The organism is Comamonas terrae (assembly GCF_001544075.1).
GTDB classification, from domain to species: domain Bacteria; phylum Pseudomonadota; class Gammaproteobacteria; order Burkholderiales; family Burkholderiaceae_C; genus Comamonas; species Comamonas terrae.
Genome location: NZ_BCNT01000004.1, coordinates 1 through 16,069, shown reverse-complemented (window position 1 = coordinate 16,069; position 16,069 = coordinate 1). Strand labels below are relative to the sequence as shown.

Sequence of the window (16,069 nt, the reverse complement as noted above, 5' to 3'; positions counted from 1 at the left end):
TTTTGCCTTCTTTGCTTGCACGAGCAAGAAAAGAAGGTCGCCCGCCGGGGCGAGACCCGGCTTCTGAAAGAAAAAAGAATAGCCATACCTGTAAGCGACACAAGCGCCGCAGGCATAAAAGCCATCACACCACCACCGACTCCCCAATCGCATAGAACTGCCCCCCCGCCACATAGTGCAAGGTGCGCAGCTCGGCCGGCGCGGTGCCGAACTGCCAGTGTCCGTCGCGGAACACGCGGTCGTCGGCCCAGGCCGCCACGACCTCGCCGATGAACAGGTCGTAGGCCTGCTGGTTGTGCGGCTCGGTGATCAGCCGGCAGGCCAGCCAGGCGGCGCAGCCTTCGACCAGCGGTATGTCGAGTCCGGGCGCGTCGAACAGCTGCACGCCGTGGCGCCGCAGCTTGTCGGGCATGGTGACAGCGCTGTCGGTGCCTATGGCCTTGGTCAGCGCGGCCATGGGCACGGTGGGCAGCTGCAGCGCGAAGAAGCCGCTGCCTTCGACCAGGGCGCGCGTGCGCGTGGCCTTGTCGAGCACGACGGTGACCTTGGGCGGCGCGAAGTCGAGCGCGCAGGCCCAGGCGGCGGACATGGCGTTGTGCTCGCCCGCATGCCGGGCCGAGACGATGACCGTGGGGCCGTGGTTGAGCAGCCGGTAGGACTTGTCCAGCGGCACGGCGGTGAAGTGGGGGGGCAGGGTGTGCATGGGTGACTGCGCAGTGGTGAAAGACCGTTAGGATGGCAGCCGCCATCTTCGCCTGACGGCAGGCGACAAGGGGCTACACAAGGAGAATGCAATGTTCAGCCATGTCATGCTGGGTGTGAGCGATCTGGAGCGCGGCAAGCGTTTCTACGATGCGCTGCTGGGCCAACTGGGTGTCGCGCCCGGTGTCGCCAACCGGAACCGCTTTTTCTATCGCAGCCCCACGGGCGTGTTCGCGATTTCCACCCCGATCAACGGCGAGCCGGCCACGGCCGGCAACGGTGCCACCACGGGCTTCACCGCCCAGTCGCCCGAGCAGGTGAATGCCGCGCATGCGGCCGGCGTGGCCGCCGGCGGCGTGTCCATCGAGGATGCGCCGGGCTGGCGCGGCGACGCCATGTACCTGGCCTATCTGCGCGACCCGGACGGCAACAAGATCTGCCTGGCCTACCGTCCGCCCAAGGGCTGACGCGCGCCCCATGGAAAAAGGCCGCAGTCGCGGCCTTTTCCTTTTGCTCACGAAGCAGCCGCAAGGGCCGCGGGGCAGTGCCTCACCGGGGCGCCAGGCCGTTGGCCAGGGCCTGCATCTTCAGGTACTGGCGCGCCAGGTTGGTGCGCGCCAGCAGTTTCTGCTCGGCGGAGATGGGCATCTTCGCCACTTCGTCGTCCATTTCGGCCAGCAGCTCCGGCGGAATGCGGCTGAAGTCCACCGGCGGGGCATTGGCGGCTGCAGGCTGCAGCAGCGCCGGCGTGGCGGTGGACTCGGCGGCCGGAGTGGCAGCGGCTGGCGGTCGGGGCCGGGCCTGCAGCAAGGCCACGATTTCAGGCGTGCCCTGCGCCTGGGCGATCTGCAGCGGTGTCTTTCCGCTGCTGTCGGCGGTGTCCAGGCTGATGCCGCCGCCGTCGATGAACAGCTGCACGGCCACATCGTCCTTGCGCCGGATGGCCTCGATGAACTGCTGCTGGGAGTGGTAGGTCATTCCCATGGCGTTGAGGTTTTTGCGCGCCTCCACCTTGGCCTGCATGGACGTGCCGGCGGGCGCGGCGGCCGTGGCCGGCACGGAGGCGCCGGGCGCCGACGCCACGACTTCAGGGGCCGCGGGGATGAGGGAGGCCACGGCTTCGAGATCCGGCGTTTCCTGCGGGCGGCCGGGGATGTCGATGCGCTCCACCAGCAGGTTGGGGAGCTTGGCGCGGATGGCCTCGATGTTCTCCTTGAGCTGGCCGGCGGCACGGTCTTCATCGCTGCCGCGGATGGCCCGGGTGATGCCGTTGAACAGGCCCGAGGTCAGCGACTCGGTGCGCTTGATGTTGTAGTAGATCACATAGGCCTTGACGCCCTTGGCAAAGCTGTAGAGGCAGACCTGATGGCCTTCGGCAATGAAGGCGAAGGCGTTCTTGACGGGCGGCGGCCTCTTGGAGATCTCGGCATAGGCGTCGTCGCAGAGGTACTCGGGCGACGGCACGGCACTGGCCACCTGCTTTAGCTGGGGAGCTCCCGGGCGCGCAGGTGGCGCCGGCGGTATGGAGCGATAGCTGAGGTTGGCGGGAATGGCGAACTGGCTCAGCGCCTCCTTGATGCCATTGGCGGCGTCGTGTGCCGGGCTGCCGGGAAAGACCAGCTCCGCCTTGCTGATCTGGATGTCCCATTGGTCGCGGATATCCGCCGCCAGGGCGTGCATGCCCGGTATGGCGCCTGCCATGAAGGCCAGCAATGTCTTCTTGTACACAAAACTCTCCCTTGTTGTTCGCTGCGTCAAATCGTGGAAATCCTGGATTCTGAATCATTTGGTAACAATTGGTGCGCCCATGATGCGCCGGAAGCGGGGCTGGTGCTTCTGCAGCACGGCAGGCCGAAGTCCGACTCCGCAGGGGTGGTGCTGCATCGCGTCCGGTGCGAAACCGGGCCAGGCGTCACAATGGCGGCTTTGCAGCGCAACCGGCAGCAAGGCCGGGCCGGACAAGCCCGCAAGGGCAGCCGGCGCGGCATCCACTTTTTCCGGCTTTCCATGACCAAGACCACTCCCCCCGCCGAAGACCATTTGTGCGCCGCCTGCGCGGGCATCCAGCGCAACTGGCGCAAGGCCCCCGGCCATGCCGAACTGATGCAGCGCGGCAACCGCAAGGAGGAGCGCGGCGCGGCCCAGGTGACGGTGACGCGCTATGTCTGCGAGCAGTGCGGCACGGTCTGGGACTATGAGAACAACAAGCAGAACCAGCATGCGGGCTGGTCTGTCGTGGGCAGCGTGTAAGCCGCTGCCCGGCCATGCATGACGGCGCCTTCGCGGCGCCGTTTGTTTTTGGGATGAACAGGAGGCTGCATGCAATCGGCAAGCAACGAGTGGTTTGACGAGGCGTACTACCAGCGCTTTTACTTCGACAAGAAGACCAGCGTGATCGACCCCGAGCACGCGCGGCGGCTGGGCGCCTTCGTCTGCTCTTACCTGGCCTATCTGCGCGTGCCCGTGTGCCGCGTGCTCGACGTGGGCTGCGGCATAGGCCTGTGGCGCGAGGCGGTGCAGCAGCACTTCCCGGGCGCGCAGTATCACGGCGTGGAGTTCAGTCCCTATCTGTGCGAGCGCTACGGCTGGGAGCAGGGCTCGGTGATCGACTACCGTCCCCGTGACGGCCAGGCCTTCGATCTGGTCATCTGCCAGGGGGTGCTGCCCTATCTGAGCCCGGCAGACCTCAAGAAGGCCCTGGCCAACCTGGGCGAGCTGTCGCGCGGCGGCCTCTATGTCGAGGCGGTGGCGCGCGAGGACTACGAGCGCGACATCATCGACGAGGAGCTGACGGACCCGCGCCTGTTCCGCCACCGCGCCGAGCTGTACCGGCGCGGCCTGGCGCCCCGCTTCAAGGAGCTGGGCGGCGGCGTCTGGCTGAGCCGGCGCGCAGACCAGCCCCTGTTCGAACTCGAATGCCTGGGCGGCTAGCCGCCGCGTTCAGCGTCCCTGCAGCCGCACCAGCAGCGCGGCCAGCGAGGTGAGCGTGGCCAGAGCCGCCACGCCGATCCAGCCCCACAGGCCCATGATCAGGCCGCCCAGGGCCGCGCCCGCGGACATGCCCGCGAACATGCCGGTGAACAGAATGGCGTTGAGGCGGCTGCGCGCATCGGGGTCCAGGCCGTAGACTATGGTCTGGTGCGCCACCAGCGCGGCCTGCACGCCGAAGTCCAGGCCCACGGCGCAGGCCAGCAGCAAGGCCAGGCGCGCATGGTCGGTGGGCAGCCAGCCGTCCAGCGCCAGCAGGGCGAAGGAGAGGGCAGCCACGGCGGCGCCCAGCCGGGTGATGATTTCCGGGCCGCGCCTGTCGGCCAGCCTGCCCGCCAGGGGCGCTGCCAGGGCGCCCGCGGCGCCGGCCAGCCCGAACGCGCCCGCGGCGGCGCTGCCCAGCTGCAGCTGCTGGTGCAGCATGACGGCCAGCATGGACCAGAACGCGCTGAAGCCTATGGCCAGCAGGCCTTGCGCCAGGGCCGCGCGGCGCAGGGCCGGATGCCGGCGCAGCAATGCCAGCATGGTGGCCATGAGGGCGCGGTAGCCCAGCCGGGTGGTGGGCGCAAAGCGCGGCAGGCCGCGCCACAGCGCCAGGCCGATCAAGAGCACGGCGGCCGCGGCGCCCAGGTAGACCATGCGCCAGCCCAGCCACTGGGCCACCAGGCCGCTGACCACGCGCGACAGCAGAATGCCCAGCAGCAGCCCGGTCATCACCGTGCCGACCACGCGGCCGCGCTCGGCGGCGGGCGCCAGCGTGGCGGCGGCGGGCACCAGGTCCTGGGTCACGGTCGCGGCCAGGCCCACGGCCAGGCTGGCCGCCAGCAGGGCCGCGATGCCGGGTGCCAGGCCACTGGCCAGCAGCGTGGCGGCCAGCAGTCCCACCTTGGCGAGGATGATGCGGCGCCGGTCGTAGCGGTCGCCCAGCGGGGCCAGCAGCAGAATGCCCAGCGCATAGCCCAGCTGGGTGAGCGTGGGCACCAGGCCGGCCGCGCCTTCGCCCGTGTGCAGCTCGCCCGCCAGCGTGCCCAGCATGGGCTGGCTGTAGTAGATGGAGGCCACGCTGCAGCCGGCCGCGGCGGCCAGCAGCAGCAGGGTGCGCGTGCTCAGCGACGGGGCGGTGCCGGCCGCAGGCTGGCCTGATGTGATATTCAGTTTCTGTATGGAAGACATGGCAGATTCCAGTGCTTGGGGAATGGCTGCGATTGTTCTGGCCGGGCGCTTGCGTGTGTAGTAGGCTGGCCTGCAGATTGGCTATACGCATTACGTATGACAGAGACCATGCCTGCGGGCTCGGACCGCATCGACCTCATGCTCAGCTTTCTCCGCATCGTCGAGGCCGGCAGCCTGTCCGCGGCCGCGCAGCAGCTGGGCACCAGCCAGCCCACCATGAGCCGCAGGCTGCAGGCCCTGGAGCGCCTGCTGGGCGTGAAGCTGCTGCAGCGCTCCACCCACGGCATGCAGCTGACCGAGGAGGGCGGGCGCTGCTTCGAGCATGCGCGCGAGCTGGTGGGCCACTGGCAGGCCATGGAGGCCGATCTGCGCGGCCCTGCCGACCAGCCGCGCGGCACGCTGCGCGTGGTGGTGCCGCATGCCTACGGCCAGGAGCAGCTGGTGCGCCCGCTGATGCGCTATCTGCGCCGCCACCCCGAAGTGAACGTGGAGTGGATGCTGAGCGACCGGCCGCCCAACTTCGTGGCCGACGGCATCGATTGCGCCATTCGCGTGGGCATGGTGGAGGACCTGTCGGCGGTCGCCATCCGCATCGCGCAGGTGCGGCGCATCGTGATCGCCGCGCCTTCGGCCCTGCCCCGGGGCGCTGGCCTGCCGCGCTCGCCTGCCGAGCTGGCGCAGCTGCCCTGGCTGGCCGCCAGCATCTTCTACCGGCGCGAGCTGACGCTGCAGCGCGTGGACGAGCCCGGCCGCCAGAGCCTGATCGAGATCGCGCCGCGCCTGTCCACCGACAATCTCTACGCCCTGCTCAGTGCCGCGCGCGACGGCCTGGGCCTGGGCGTGGTGTCGGCATGGCTGGTGGACGATGACCTGCGCTCGGGCCGGCTGCTGCACTTGCTGCCCGAGTGGGAGGCCGCGCCCCAGCCCGTGAGCATCGTCTACCCCTATGCCAAGTTCTACCCGGCCAAGCTGCGCCACTTCGTGGAGGCCATGCGCGAGGCCATTCCCCACATGCCGGGCATGCGCGGCGCCTGAGGCGCCGGCGCGGGCGATCTTGCACAATAGCCGCCTTTGCCTTACCGGTGTGCCCCTTGTCCGACCCCTTGCTGCCTTCCTGCCCCGAAACCCCTGCGCCGCAGATTCCGCTGAGCTATCTGCGCAGCGTGGATTCGGGCGTGGCGCCGCATGCGGTCGCGCGCCTGCGCACCGAGCGGCTGGCGCGCAGCACGCGGCCCTTTCTCTCGCGCGGCGGCCCCAGGGGCGAGCGCTGCGAGGGCTGCCGGCTGCGGCCCTCGCACTGCATGTGCCACCTGCGCCCGCAGCTGGCCACGCAGGCGGGCGTGTGCCTGCTGATGCACGACGCCGAGCCGCTCAAGCCCAGCAACACGGGCTGGCTGATCGCCGACGTGGTGCGCGATACCTGGGCCTTCGGCTGGTCGCGCACCGATGCCCACCCGCAGCTGCTGGCCATGCTGGGCGACCCGCAGTGGCAGCCCTACGTGGTGTTCCCGGGAGAATTCGTGCAGCCGCCCGGGCGTGTGGTGCAGGCACTGGTGCCGCAGCCCGGCGCACCAGCCCGGCGCCCGCTGTTCATCCTGCTGGACGCCACCTGGCCCGAGGCGCGCAAGATGTTCCGCAAGAGCCCGTACCTGGACCGCTTTCCGGTGCTCAGCCTGCACCCAGACCAGATCTCGCACTACCGGCTGCGCCGCTCCACGCGCGCAGACCATTTCTGCACCAGCGAGGTGGCGGCGCTGTGCCTGGAGCTAGGCGGCGACGCAGCCGACAGGCAGGCGGGCCGGGTGCTGGAGGCGTATCTGGCCGTGTTCACCGAGCGCTACCTGCAGGCCAAGCACCAGCAGCCGGCCGACCCGGACAGCGCCGCGCACCGGCAGCTGCAGGCCTGCATGCATGAAAAACGATAGCTGCCGGCGCTTGGTGGGAAAGGGACAAAGGCTGTCCTGGATGGAAATTTTGCGCAGCCCTACGGCATAAGCATTCCACTCCAAGCGATAAAGCCTGCGGGACAATGGGCGGCTGGAGCCTGCATGGATGCAGGGTTGCAGCGTATGCCGGGGTGGGTGGTGAAGACAGGCGCCGATGGCCAGAGGTCTCGGCGCTTTTGTTTTTCCGGAAGTGGATATGAGTCAGAGCTTGCAGTGGATGGGCCGGGCCGTGGTGGCCGCGGGTGTGGTGCTGGGTGTGGCAGCGGGAATGGGTTCGGCCGTGGCCGCCGCGCCGGCGCAGGATGTTCCCGCATCGCCCACGCTGCAGCGCTGGCAGGCCGGCGGCACCGTGGTGCTGGGCGTGCGCGAGGCCGCCCCGCCCATGGTCTATGCGCTGGGCGCGAACGAGAAGTTCGTCGGCTACCACCTGGAGCTGTGCGAGCGCGTGGTGCATGCCATCGCGCCCAGGGCCCGGCTCAAGTACATGGTGCTGACGCCGCAGAACACCATGCCGCTGATCCACAACGGCACGGCCGACTTCAACTGCGCGAGCATGACCAACAACCTCACGCGCCAGAAGCAGGTGGCCTTTGGCCTGACCACCTATGTGAGCGAGGTGCGCATGGCCGTGCGCGCGGACTCGGACATCACCTCCTTCAAGCAGCTGCAGGGCCGCAACGTGGGCGCCATCACGGGCACGACGGCGGTGCAGATCCTGCGCAAGTACGCAAGCGACCATGGGCTGAGCTTCAAGACGCTGATGAGCAAGGACCAGTACGAGAGCTTTCTGCTGCTGGAGTCGGGCCGTGTCGATGCCTTCGTGCTGGACGACAACATGCTGGCCGGCGTGATCGGCCAGAGCCGGAATCCCCAGGGCTACAAGATCGTGGGCGAGGTGATCGGCGCCGAGCCCATCGCCATCCAGTTCAGCCGGCACGATCCGCAGATCAAGAAGGCCGTGGACGCGGCCATCCTGCAGATGATCCGTTCGGGCGAGCTGCACAAGCTCTACGACAAGTGGTTCATGCAGCCGATTCCGCCCCGCAACGTGAACCTGAACCTGCCCATGGGCGAGATGCTCAAGAGGCAGCTGGCCGCGCCCGACGACACGCCGCTGGAGCAGTTCGTATTGCCCCGGTGAGGCCGGGCCGCCGCGGCGGGCGATAGACTGCAGGGCAAACCTCGGGGAGCTTTGCCGTGCTGGAGTATCTGGTCTATCCGCTGATTGCGCTGATGTTCGTCGCCGTGTTCACGCGCGAGGTGATCGCGCCGGCATCGCGCAATGCCTGCGACCGGCGCTGGCTGCTCTACAGCACGGGCCTGGGCCTGCTGACCCTGACCGCCGCGCTGGCGCTGGGCTACCTGCTCGAGGACCGCATCCGCGCCCATGCGCTGCTGGACGTGGGCGCGCGCTGGAATCCGCTGCTCACGGGCCTGCTGAGCTTTTTCCTTACCAGCTTCGTCTTCTACTGGTGGCACCGGGCCACGCATGCCTCGGACCTGCTGTGGCGCGTGTTCCACCAGCTGCACCACAGCGCGCGGCGCGTGGAGGCGCTGACCTCGTTCTTCGCCCATCCGCTGGATTCGGCCGCCGCGGTGCTGCTGAGCACGCTATCGAGCTACTGGGTGCTGGGCGCCAGCCCCGCGGCGGCGGCCGTGGCCCTGGCGCTGACGGCAGCCTTCGACCTGTTCACCCATGCCGACCTGCGCACGCCGCGCTGGCTCGGCTACGTGCTGCAGCGCCCGGAGATGCACACCGTGCACCATCGACATGGCCACCATGCGCAGAACTATGGCCTGCCGCTGTGGGACCTGCTGTTCGGCACCTGGTCCAACCCGGCCGAGCGCGCCGCGCGCCTGGGCTTCGACGACGAGAAATCCGAGCGCATTGCCGAGATGCTGCTCTGGCGCGACGTGCACAAGACGGCGCCGGCCTGTGCGACCGCCGCGGCCCGCGCCGACGAGCCCCGGCGCTGAGCGCAGGCATCCGGTCGGCGGTTTCAATAGTCAAAATTGATAGCTTGTTCCGCAATGTGGAAGAGCGCCGGCCCCTGATTTTGTGGGAATTTGTTAACAGCTGTCCACATGGCCGCCGGCGCTGTCCGACTATTCAAACCCAGGGCTTACCCTGAGCTGAAAAATCTGTTCCAATTCGCCGCGCCAGCCTGACACAAGGCTGGCAAACCCCTGCCCGGCAGGGCGCGCATGCTGCTGCACGCCTGCGCCGTAGGCTGCCATGCCCACCAGCGCAAGCGGCCGCCCGGCTGTAAAGCGCTGTTACCCGCCGCCCGGCCGGATTTCCGAATACTAGTCCGGTCAAGCCTGCATCCGCCGGCAACTTTTGGGCTGCAGGCCGCTCCAATGCCTGACGGCGCGGCGGCCCGGACGCGGCAGGTCCCGCTTCCTGGGGCAGCGGCTGCACGCAGGCCAGCCCGCCCGGGGCCCGTTTTTTTGATCGCAAGCCCGACCCTCGCTCGGGCGAAAGGAAAGGTGTCCGGTTTTGATGGAGACAGCGTACAAGCTGCACTACAACCCAGCGCTCGACGGGTTGCGCGGTGTGGCAATCCTGTTGGTGATCCTCTCCCACGCGCATGCGCCGCTGTTCGATGGCGCGTTCTTCGGCGTGGACCTGTTTTTCGTGCTCAGCGGCTTTCTGATCACATCGCTGCTGCTGATGGAGTTCCGCAGCCAGGGCCGCATCGACTACTGGCGCTTCTATCGCCGGCGTTTCTTCCGGCTCATGCCGGCGCTGGCCCTGTTCCTGGGCGTGTACTGCATCGCCGCGCCCTTCATCTGGCCCGACCTGACCGACATCTACTCGGACGCGCTGGTCTCCATCCTCTACCTGGCCGACTACGGCATCGCCTTCTTCGACAGCCCCGACACGCTGCTGCACATGTGGTCGCTGTCCGTGGAGGAGCACTTTTACCTGATCTGGCCGCCGCTGCTGGTGCTGCTGCTGCGCAAGTCCGCGGCCATGCGCGGGCGCATCTGGCTGCCGCTGCTGGCGCTGTGGGTGCTGAGCACGCTGTGGCGCGCGTTCTGGGTGGGCCAGGGCCAGCAGTTCTACGAAATCTTCTTCCGCTTCGACACGCGGGCCTCGGGCCTGGTCGCGGGCGGCCTGCTGGCCGCGCTGATGGTGGAAAAGCCGCAGTGGATCGAGCGCCTGAAGTCGCAGCGCGCCTACTCCATGTGGTTCGTGCTGGCCGTGCCGCTGATCATGGAGCTGGGCTGGGACAACCAGCATGCCATGCTGTGGGGCATCACCGTGGTGGAGGTGGCGGCCATCGTCATCCTGCTGTCCGTGCAAAAGCCCGCGGGCCTGGTCTACGAGATGCTGACCGCGCCCGCCCTGGTCAAGCTGGGCCGCCTGTCCTATGGCGTGTACCTGTGGCACTACCCGGTGGTGCGCTACCTGCGCGCCGAGTATTCGTGGCCCGTGGCGGTGATCGGCGGCGTGCTGATCTCGACGGCGCTGGCGGCCCTGTCGTTCTACACGGTGGAGCGCTGGGCGCTGCGCTACCGCGACGGCCGCCAGACCGGCCGCATGCCGGCAAGGTCCGGCATGGCGCGCCAGGAGCCCGCGCTGCGCGAAGCCACCCAGAACTCCTGATGAAGCCGAACCCCCCGGAGCCTGCAAGCCCCGGGGGTTTTTTCATGGCGGCTTCAGAAGCCCGAGCCGGGCTGGGCCAGGTATTCGCTTTCCTGCGGCGTGCTGGCGCGGCCCAGTATCGGGTTGCGGTGCGGAAAGCGGCCAAAGCGCGCAATGACTTCGCGGTGCCGGTAGGCATAGTCCAGCGTGCCGGCCAGGAACTCGCGGCTGGCGGCGTCGGGCGCCATCTGCGCCAGCGACTGGAAGGCCTGCACGCTGCGCTCCTGCATGGCCATGTCCTCGGCATGCTCGAGCGGCAGGTACATGAAGATGCGCGCCACTTCGGGCAGCTCCAGGTCGAGGCCGCGGTCCTGGGCCTCCAGCGCCAAAGCCAGCGCCTGCGGGTCGCCCGCGAAGCTTCGGGGCGTGCCGCGGTGGATGTTGCGCGTGAACTGGTCCAGCAGCAGGATCAGCGCCAGGCATGGCCACGGGCCCTGCGCGGCCCAGTGGCGCAGCTGTCCGTCCAGTGCCGCCTGCACGGCGGCGCCGAAGCGCTCGCGCAATGCGGCGTCGAACGCCGCGGACTTGGTGAACCACTGGGCCTGGTGCGCGAGCGCCGTGGCATTGTCGGGGCGGGCGCTGCCGAACCACTGGGCGAGCACGGCATCGGCCAGGCCGGCGTCATGGGCCGGTTGGCCGGCGGCGGTGGGGAGGGGAGGCTGGGAGGAGGTCATGCGCCATTGTGGTGCGCGCTGGCGACAAGCTCAATGATTTACACGGCTTGCCCGCAGCTCACAATTTTCCCGGGCATGCTGGGGCCGGGCCGCGCAGGCCGGGCGCGCCTGCGTCAACGCCGGCCGGCCTGCCGCGTTAGGCAGGAGCCGGCCGGCGGTGGAAGAATGAATCCCCCGCCCCTGCAGGGGAATCGGCCCGCATTGAAAATCAAAAACAATAGCGCATTGCGCGTGTTTTCTCGGGCTGCAAGGCTTGAATCGCTGAGAATTTTTACGGAACTGGTGTCGTGATGAATCGCCGCTCTTGGTTGTTGGTGGCTGCAGTGGGCATGGGCCTGGCTGCGTCGGGGTGCTCGGGCAAATCCATGCCCAGCAGCGTGAGCGTGACCACGCAGAAGCTGCAGGAGATGGTGGCGCGGCGCTTTCCCAAGGAATTCCCGGTCGCCGGCCTGCTGCAGCTGCAGCTGAAGGCGCCCGCGCTGACCACGGTGCCCGAGCGCAACATGCTCAACGCCGTGATCCCGGCCGAACTCACGGGCAAGGTGCTCAAGGAAAGCTACAGCGGCCAGCTCAACGTGGATTTCGCCCTGCGCTACGAAAGCACCGACCGCACGCTGCGTGCCCATCAGATCAAGGTCAACAGCCTGGAGATGAGCGGCCTGGCGCCGGCCATGAGCGACATGCTGGCCACCTACGCCAATGCGCTGGCCGAGCAGGCGCTGGGCCAGATCGTGCTGTACCAGCTGCAGGACCAGGACCTGGAGCTGGCCAACACGCTGGGCGTGGAGCCCGGTGCCATCACCGTGACGCCCCAGGGCCTGACCGTGGCGCTGGTGCAGAAGAAGGCCGGCGCGCCGGCGCGCTGAACGCCTGCTTACGCACCCGCCGCACCGGCGAGGAGCGGAGAGGCGGAAAAATCCACGCGGGCCTGCACCAGCGGCTGCATGGCCGCGATCAGTGCGCGCGCATCGCCGCGCCGCCACTGGAAGGCGTAGTGCAGCGGTGCCAGCGGCAGGCGCGCGCCCACGCTGCGCAGCTGCAGCGCCTGTACCCAGTGCGCGGGCAGAAAACCCACGCCCACGGCCTCGCGCAGCATGCCCGCCACGGCCGCCCAGCTGTTGCAGACGATGCGCTCGTGCACCGTGGCCTGGTGGGCCAGCAGCCAGTCGTCCAGCAGCCGGGTCGTGCCCGCGCTTTGCGGCAGCGTGACCAGCGGGTGGCGCTGCAGCAGCGCCGCCACGCCCAGGCGCCCCGCGCCCGCCAGCTGCGGGGCGCAGGCCCAGGCAAAGCGCGCCGCGCCCACGGGCTGGGACAGCAGTTCGCTGCGCGACGAGCGCCCGGCGATCACGGCAAAGTCCAGCTCGCCGTCGGCCAGGCGGCGCTCGAGCACGCCGCCCACATCCACCACGGGCTCCAGCGTCAGCCGCGGATGCGCCTGGCGCACGGCGGCCACGAAGGCCGGCAGCCAGGTCAGCGCCGAGAGGTCGCCCACGCCGAAGCGGCAGTGGCCGGTGAGCGCGGCCCGCGCCGGGCTTTCATCCAGCGTGCGGCCCAGCGCGGCCATGGCGTTGAGCACCTCCAGCGTGGCAGGCAGCAGGCGCTGGCCCTGCTCGGTGAGCACGGCGCGGTGGCCGCTGCGGTCGAACAGCGGCTGGCCCAGCGCTGCTTCGAGCTCGGCGATGCGCTTGGACAGCGAGGACACCGACAGGTGCACGCGCTCGGCTGCCGTCGCGAAATTGCTGCAGGTGGCGGCCCACCAGAAGGCTTCGAGCTGCTTGACCGAGGGCTGCGGCATGGTGAACTTGTTTCCAGAAAGCGAATTTCTTCATTCTAAATAACTCGCTTTTCTTCACCATGGCGCGGGCCTACAGTGGCGCCTCATTCCCTGAACCCGCTTCCCGCCATGGCTTCCTATGCTGAACCTTCGTCCGTGAAACTGCCGGCCGCGCTGCGCCCCATGCTGTCGCTGCACGACTTCGAGGCCGCCGCGCGCCGGCGCCTGCCCCGGCCCATCTTCGGCTACATCGCGGGCGCGGCCGAGGACAACAGCTCGCTGCGCGACAACCGCGAGGTGTTCGGCGAATACGGCTTCGTGACCCGCGTGCTGCGCGACGTGTCGCAGCGTTCGCAGTCCGTGGAGCTGTTCGGCCGGCGCTACAGCAGCCCGTTCGGCATCGCGCCCATGGGCATCAGCGCGCTGTCCACCTACCGGGGCGACCTGGTGCTGGCGCGCGCGGCCCAGCAGGCGGGCATCGTCTCCATCATGAGCGGCACCTCGCTGATCCCCATGGAAGAGGTGGCGCGCGAGAGCCCGGACACCTGGTTCCAGGCCTATATCCCGGGCGACCAGGCGCGCATCGACGCGCTGATCGACCGGGTGGAGCGCGCGGGCTTCGGCACCCTGGTGGTGACGGTGGACATTCCCATCTCGGCCAACCGCGAGAACAACATCCGCACCGGCTTTTCCACGCCGCTGCGCCCCAGCCTGCGGCTGGCCTGGGACGGCCTGACGCGGCCGGGCTGGGTGGCCGGCACCTTCGCGCGCACGCTGCTCAGGCACGGCATGCCGCATTTCGAGAACTCGTTCGCCACGCGCGGCGCGCCCGTCATGTCGTCCAGCGTGCTGCGCGACTTCTCGGCGCGCGACCACCTGAGCTGGAGCCACATCGAGGCCATACGCCGCCGCTGGAAGGGGCCGCTGGTGGTCAAGGGCCTGCTCAGCGTGGAGGACGCGCTGCAGGCCCGGCGCGTGGGCGCCGACGCCATCGTGCTGTCCAACCACGGCGGCCGCCAGCTCGACGGCGCGGCCTCGCCCATGCGCGTGCTCGAAGCCGTGGTGGCGGCCCTGGGCCCCGGCTATCCCGTGCTCATCGACAGCGGCTTTCGGCGCGGCTCGGACGTGCTCAAGGCCCTGGCCCTGGGTGCGCGCATGGTGCTGGTGGGCCGCCCCTTCAACTATGCGGCCGCCGTGGCCGGCGAGGCCGGCGTGGCGCACGCCATCGGCCTGCTGCGCGATGAGGTGGACCGCAACCTGGCCATGCTCGGCGTGACGGGCTGTGCCGAACTGGGCCCGCAGCACCTGGTGCGCCGCGGCGCCTGATCCCGCCATCACCCATTCATCCAAGAAGGAGACTTCCCATGCCCCGCTTCTTTTCGCGCCGCAGCGCACGCAGGCTGCTCGGCAGCCTGGCCTTTGCACTGGCCGTGCCGGCAGGCACATCGGCGCTGGCCCAGTCGGCCTATCCGAACAAGCCCATCCGCCTGATCGTGCCCTTTGCCGCGGGCGGCACCACCGACATCATCGCGCGCGTGGTAGCCGATCCGCTGGGGCGGGAGCTGGGCCATCCGGTGGTGGTGGACAACAAGGGCGGCGCCGGCGGCACCATCGGCGCATCCGAGGCCGTGCGCGCCAGGCCGGACGGCTACACGCTGAGCGTGGCCACGGTGTCCACCATGGCCACCAACCCGGCCATCACGCTCCGCTTCCCGTACAACCCAGAGACGGACTTCGTGCCCATCGTCAACATCGCGGCCACGCCCAACATCATCGCGGTCAATCCCCGGTTCCCGGGGCATGACTACAAGGGCTTTGTCGAGGCACTGAAGAAGAATCCCGAAAAATACTCGTACGCCTCCACCGGCACCGGCAGCATCACCCACATGCTGATGGAGCTGTACAAGAGCATGGCCGGCGTGCAGATGACCCATGTGCCCTACCGGGGCGCGGGCCCGGCGCTCAACGACGTGGTGGCCGGCCAGGTGAACATGAACCTGGACAACCTGCCGTCCTCGCTGCCCTTCATCAAGGCCGGCCAGCTGTTGCCCATCGTCGTGGCCGCGCCGCAGCGCCTGGCCGTGCTGCCCCATGTGCCGACCTTCAAGGAGGTGGGGCTGGAGCCCGTCAACCGCATGGCCTGGTACGGCATCGTCGCCCCCAAGGGCACGCCCAAGGAGGTCGTGGACCGGATCAACGCCGCCGTCCGCAAGGTGCTGGCCGAGCCTGCGGTGAAAAAGCGCATCGAGGACACGGGCTCGCTGGTGATCGCGAACAGTCCCGAGCAGTTCGCCGAGCAGATCAGGAGCGAGCTCGCCACCTACAAGGAGGTGGTGAGCCGGCAGAAGCTGACGCTGGATTGAATCCCCGGGGCGCCAGCTCCGGGCGCGTGCCCCGGCGTCCGGTCAGCGCGGCTTGGCGATGGGCTCCAGGCCGGTGTCGCGGATGGCCTTGTGGGCCGCGGGCGAGGTGTAGAACTTGAGCAGCTGCTCCAGCCCCTGCGGGTTGCCCGAGGTGCTGGCCGTGCCGGCCGAGAAGATGGTGTAGTGCTGCACCGAATCGGGCAGCGTGCCCACGTAGGTGATGCCTTCGATGGGCAGCAGCTCGCTGACCTGCTGCAGTCCGATCTCGGCCTCGCCGCGCGCCACGATGGTGCCCACGCGCTCGGTCACGATCTTGCGGCTCTTGGGCATGACCTGGTCGTGGATGCCCAGCTTCCTGAGCATCTGGGTCTCGTAGTAGGTGCCGCTGGCGCTGGCCGAGTAGGCAATGCTCTTGGCGTTCAGCAGCACCTGGCGCAGCTTGTCCTCGGTGCCGATGTCGGGCACGGGCGCGCCCTTCTTCACGGCCACGCCCACGGCCGAGCGCACCAGGTCGACCTGCGTGCCGGGCACGACCAGGCCCTTGTCCGCGAGCTGGTCCAGCGCGCCGCGCGCCAGGATCACCACATCGGCCTTCTCGCCCTTGGCCAGGCGGTTGGGAATGGAGGTCGGCGAAGCGCCCATGGACGATCCGTAGGCCGATTCCACGGGGATGCCGGTCTGGGCCGTGAACTGGGGCGCCAGCAGCTTGTGCGCGGCCGTGAAGCCGCCCGAGGTCATCAGCCGCACAGGCTCCTTGCCGGACGTGGCCGTCGGCTGCTGGGCGCAGCCTGCGGCCA

17 protein-coding genes are annotated in these 16,069 nt (G+C 69.0%); 11 read left to right on the top strand and 6 right to left on the bottom strand.

What is annotated here, in order from left to right; all coding sequences use genetic code 11:
- Nucleotides 1-124: 124 nt before the first annotated feature.
- Nucleotides 125-703: a flavin reductase family protein gene (locus Cte04_RS06405; RefSeq protein ID WP_066474125.1), complete on the bottom strand. Its 579-nt coding sequence runs from the start codon at nucleotides 701-703 to the stop codon at nucleotides 125-127.
- A 91-nt stretch (nucleotides 704-794) separates the two neighbouring features.
- On the opposite strand from Cte04_RS06405, the gene Cte04_RS06400 reads away from it, so the two are divergent.
- Nucleotides 795-1,169 carry a VOC family protein gene (locus tag Cte04_RS06400; protein WP_066474123.1) on the top strand — a complete coding sequence of 125 codons (375 nt, stop codon included), beginning with the start codon at nucleotides 795-797 and terminating at the stop codon, nucleotides 1,167-1,169.
- A gap of 82 nt (nucleotides 1,170-1,251) precedes the next feature.
- On the opposite strand, the gene Cte04_RS06395 is transcribed toward Cte04_RS06400, so the two are convergent.
- Nucleotides 1,252-2,430 carry an ankyrin repeat domain-containing protein gene (locus Cte04_RS06395; protein WP_066474122.1) on the bottom strand — a complete coding sequence of 393 codons (1,179 nt, stop codon included), beginning with the start codon at nucleotides 2,428-2,430 and terminating at the stop codon, nucleotides 1,252-1,254.
- Between the two features lie 279 nt (nucleotides 2,431-2,709).
- Between Cte04_RS06395 and Cte04_RS06390 the strand changes: the two genes are divergently transcribed.
- Nucleotides 2,710-2,952: a hypothetical protein gene (locus Cte04_RS06390; protein WP_066475331.1), complete on the top strand. Its 243-nt coding sequence runs from the start codon at nucleotides 2,710-2,712 to the stop codon at nucleotides 2,950-2,952.
- Between the two features lie 69 nt (nucleotides 2,953-3,021).
- The gene (locus Cte04_RS06385; protein ID WP_066474115.1) at nucleotides 3,022-3,633 is read left to right on the top strand and encodes a class I SAM-dependent methyltransferase; all 612 of its coding nucleotides are present in this window, start codon (nucleotides 3,022-3,024) and stop codon (nucleotides 3,631-3,633) included.
- A gap of 9 nt (nucleotides 3,634-3,642) precedes the next feature.
- On the opposite strand, the gene Cte04_RS06380 is transcribed toward Cte04_RS06385, so the two are convergent.
- Nucleotides 3,643-4,863: an MFS transporter gene (locus Cte04_RS06380; RefSeq protein WP_066474114.1), complete on the bottom strand. Its 1,221-nt coding sequence runs from the start codon at nucleotides 4,861-4,863 to the stop codon at nucleotides 3,643-3,645.
- Nucleotides 4,864-4,959: 96 nt separating this feature from the next.
- Here Cte04_RS06380 and Cte04_RS06375 point away from each other — a divergent pair, with 96 nt between their 5' ends.
- The 5 genes from Cte04_RS06375 to Cte04_RS06355 all read left to right on the top strand — a co-directional run bounded on the left by Cte04_RS06375 (nucleotide 4,960) and on the right by Cte04_RS06355 (nucleotide 10,422).
- Nucleotides 4,960-5,898: a LysR family transcriptional regulator gene (locus tag Cte04_RS06375; RefSeq protein WP_066474105.1), complete on the top strand. Its 939-nt coding sequence runs from the start codon at nucleotides 4,960-4,962 to the stop codon at nucleotides 5,896-5,898.
- Nucleotides 5,899-6,002: 104 nt separating this feature from the next.
- Entirely contained in the window at nucleotides 6,003-6,788 is a 786-nt protein-coding gene (locus Cte04_RS06370; protein ID WP_066475329.1) for a tRNA-uridine aminocarboxypropyltransferase, read from the top strand.
- 217 nt (nucleotides 6,789-7,005) lie between these two features.
- The gene (locus Cte04_RS06365; RefSeq protein ID WP_083526535.1) at nucleotides 7,006-7,950 is read left to right on the top strand and encodes a transporter substrate-binding domain-containing protein; all 945 of its coding nucleotides are present in this window, start codon (nucleotides 7,006-7,008) and stop codon (nucleotides 7,948-7,950) included.
- 56 nt (nucleotides 7,951-8,006) lie between these two features.
- A complete protein-coding gene (locus Cte04_RS06360; protein ID WP_245633311.1) occupies nucleotides 8,007-8,786 on the top strand; it encodes a sterol desaturase family protein in 780 nt (259 codons plus the stop codon).
- A 523-nt stretch (nucleotides 8,787-9,309) separates the two neighbouring features.
- On the top strand, nucleotides 9,310-10,422 hold the full coding sequence (locus Cte04_RS06355) for an acyltransferase family protein (protein ID WP_066474102.1): 1,113 nt from the start codon (nucleotides 9,310-9,312) through the stop codon (nucleotides 10,420-10,422).
- Between the two features lie 53 nt (nucleotides 10,423-10,475).
- On the opposite strand, the gene Cte04_RS06350 is transcribed toward Cte04_RS06355, so the two are convergent.
- Nucleotides 10,476-11,135: a DUF924 family protein gene (locus Cte04_RS06350; RefSeq protein ID WP_066474099.1), complete on the bottom strand. Its 660-nt coding sequence runs from the start codon at nucleotides 11,133-11,135 to the stop codon at nucleotides 10,476-10,478.
- Between the two features lie 290 nt (nucleotides 11,136-11,425).
- On the opposite strand from Cte04_RS06350, the gene Cte04_RS06345 reads away from it, so the two are divergent.
- A complete protein-coding gene (locus Cte04_RS06345) occupies nucleotides 11,426-12,001 on the top strand; it encodes a DUF1439 domain-containing protein (protein ID WP_245633310.1) in 576 nt (191 codons plus the stop codon).
- A gap of 8 nt (nucleotides 12,002-12,009) precedes the next feature.
- On the opposite strand, the gene Cte04_RS06340 is transcribed toward Cte04_RS06345, so the two are convergent.
- A complete protein-coding gene (locus Cte04_RS06340; RefSeq protein ID WP_066474093.1) occupies nucleotides 12,010-12,930 on the bottom strand; it encodes a LysR family transcriptional regulator in 921 nt (306 codons plus the stop codon).
- Between the two features lie 108 nt (nucleotides 12,931-13,038).
- On the opposite strand from Cte04_RS06340, the gene Cte04_RS06335 reads away from it, so the two are divergent.
- Both Cte04_RS06335 and Cte04_RS06330 read left to right on the top strand, forming a co-directional pair.
- Nucleotides 13,039-14,235, top strand: a complete 1,197-nt coding sequence (locus Cte04_RS06335; RefSeq protein WP_066474091.1) for an alpha-hydroxy acid oxidase — start codon at nucleotides 13,039-13,041, stop codon at nucleotides 14,233-14,235.
- Nucleotides 14,236-14,273: 38 nt separating this feature from the next.
- Nucleotides 14,274-15,272: a tripartite tricarboxylate transporter substrate binding protein BugE gene (locus Cte04_RS06330; RefSeq protein ID WP_066474088.1), complete on the top strand. Its 999-nt coding sequence runs from the start codon at nucleotides 14,274-14,276 to the stop codon at nucleotides 15,270-15,272.
- A gap of 42 nt (nucleotides 15,273-15,314) precedes the next feature.
- On the opposite strand, the gene Cte04_RS06325 is transcribed toward Cte04_RS06330, so the two are convergent.
- On the bottom strand, nucleotides 15,315-16,069 hold a 755-nt coding region (locus Cte04_RS06325; protein ID WP_066474085.1), incomplete at its 5' end, for a substrate-binding domain-containing protein.

What these genes read in the sequence shown, in the direction of transcription:
- Cte04_RS06335 (WP_066474091.1), top strand. Translation starts at nt 13,039, where the DNA reads ATGGCTTCCTATGCTGAACCTTCGTCCGTGAAACTGCCGGCCGCGCTG.
- Cte04_RS06390 (WP_066475331.1), top strand. Translation starts at nt 2,710, where the DNA reads ATGACCAAGACCACTCCCCCCGCCGAAGACCATTTGTGCGCCGCCTGC.
- Cte04_RS06375 (WP_066474105.1), top strand. Translation starts at nt 4,960, where the DNA reads ATGACAGAGACCATGCCTGCGGGCTCGGACCGCATCGACCTCATGCTC.
- Cte04_RS06330 (WP_066474088.1), top strand. Translation starts at nt 14,274, where the DNA reads ATGCCCCGCTTCTTTTCGCGCCGCAGCGCACGCAGGCTGCTCGGCAGC.
- Cte04_RS06385 (WP_066474115.1), top strand. Translation starts at nt 3,022, where the DNA reads ATGCAATCGGCAAGCAACGAGTGGTTTGACGAGGCGTACTACCAGCGC.
- Cte04_RS06365 (WP_083526535.1), top strand. Translation starts at nt 7,006, where the DNA reads ATGAGTCAGAGCTTGCAGTGGATGGGCCGGGCCGTGGTGGCCGCGGGT.
- Cte04_RS06405 (WP_066474125.1), bottom strand. Translation starts at nt 703, where the DNA reads ATGCACACCCTGCCCCCCCACTTCACCGCCGTGCCGCTGGACAAGTCC.
- Cte04_RS06345 (WP_245633310.1), top strand. Translation starts at nt 11,426, where the DNA reads ATGAATCGCCGCTCTTGGTTGTTGGTGGCTGCAGTGGGCATGGGCCTG.
- Cte04_RS06380 (WP_066474114.1), bottom strand. Translation starts at nt 4,863, where the DNA reads ATGTCTTCCATACAGAAACTGAATATCACATCAGGCCAGCCTGCGGCC.
- Cte04_RS06400 (WP_066474123.1), top strand. Translation starts at nt 795, where the DNA reads ATGTTCAGCCATGTCATGCTGGGTGTGAGCGATCTGGAGCGCGGCAAG.
- Cte04_RS06340 (WP_066474093.1), bottom strand. Translation starts at nt 12,930, where the DNA reads ATGCCGCAGCCCTCGGTCAAGCAGCTCGAAGCCTTCTGGTGGGCCGCC.
- Cte04_RS06350 (WP_066474099.1), bottom strand. Translation starts at nt 11,135, where the DNA reads ATGACCTCCTCCCAGCCTCCCCTCCCCACCGCCGCCGGCCAACCGGCC.